At 55.3% G+C, this 1,067-nt stretch carries 2 protein-coding genes; both read right to left on the bottom strand.

Features of this window, described 5'->3' with window-relative positions; all coding sequences use genetic code 11:
* The coding region (locus KGL31_09810) for a hypothetical protein (GenBank protein MDE2322192.1) at positions 1–330 on the bottom strand (330 nt) is incomplete at its 3' end.
* 93 nt (positions 331–423) lie between these two features.
* Positions 424–915 carry a YajQ family cyclic di-GMP-binding protein gene (locus KGL31_09805; protein MDE2322191.1) on the bottom strand — a complete coding sequence of 164 codons (492 nt, stop codon included), beginning with the start codon at positions 913–915 and terminating at the stop codon, positions 424–426.
* Positions 916–1,067: the final 152 nt, after the last annotated feature.

Below are 1,067 nucleotides of genomic sequence, written 5' to 3'. Positions count from 1 at the left end.
TATCTGATCGTAATGAACGAGCCGTCCCACCTCTGCGGCGAAGGTTTGATAGACCTCACTGAGATCGAATGAGGCGCCAATGACCCTGGTCAATCGATTGACCGCCGTAAGGCGATCAGCCCGTTGCTGCAGCGCGACGTATGATCCGACATCCAAGATCACCAGATCAGTACGGCCGACAGCAAGGGCATCCAGCGCCTCCTGCTTGGATGAGACTTGCAGGACTAAGAATCCTTGACGCGTAAGCAGCTCACGAAGTCGGGGGATCGGGCCGACACCGTCCCCGACAATCAGGATCGTCTTACTCTCATCTTCGCGATGTTCAGACATGCTATGACTCAAGGCCGGAAGGACCTCTTCACGTGATGAATGCTGTACAATGTCGTTTGCCGGACCAGAGAAAACCGGCATCAGGCGTTCCCGTTATCGATAGTTGCCGAACTGCAGATCGATGTCAAGATCGCGCACTCGAAGCGCTTGCATGACAGCCTGCAAATCGTCTTTACTCTTGGCCGAGACCCGTATCTGGTCGCCTTGGATCTGCGTAGCAACCTTCAAACCAAGCCCCTTGATTACCTTGACGATCTCTTTAGCTTTGTCGGCGGAGATTCCCTGCTGCAGCGTTGTCCGCTGTCGAACGGTCCCTTTCGCTGCCGGCTCAGGGGTTTCATAAACAAGGGCCTTCAGAGATACCTTTCGCCGTACCAGCTTCGCCTCCAGCAGATCGACCACGGCCTTGAGCTTGTAGGTGTCGTCAGCGTAGAGTAGAAGGCCCTGCTCATCCCGCGTGACGCGACAGGCTGTCCCCTTGAAATCGAACCGCTGCTGGATCTCTTTCATGGCCTGCTGGACGGCGTTGTCTACCTCCTGCAGATCAACCGTCGAGCTGATATCGAAGGACGCTTCGTTAGACACGTGCAATCTCCTTTTGGCTTATGGAACGAGAGGCTTTAAAGGGGCCACGACATCCGTCCCCGGCGGGGGCGAGAATTGAAACAGCTCGTCTTTTAGACCGCTGTTGACCTTCTGTTTGGATAGCTCGATCTCCGTGGTGTTGCCATACGGGT

This window comes from Candidatus Methylomirabilota bacterium, assembly GCA_028870115.1.
GTDB lineage: Bacteria > Methylomirabilota > Methylomirabilia > Methylomirabilales > Methylomirabilaceae > Methylomirabilis.
This window is presented reverse-complemented; position numbering and strand designations above follow the sequence as displayed.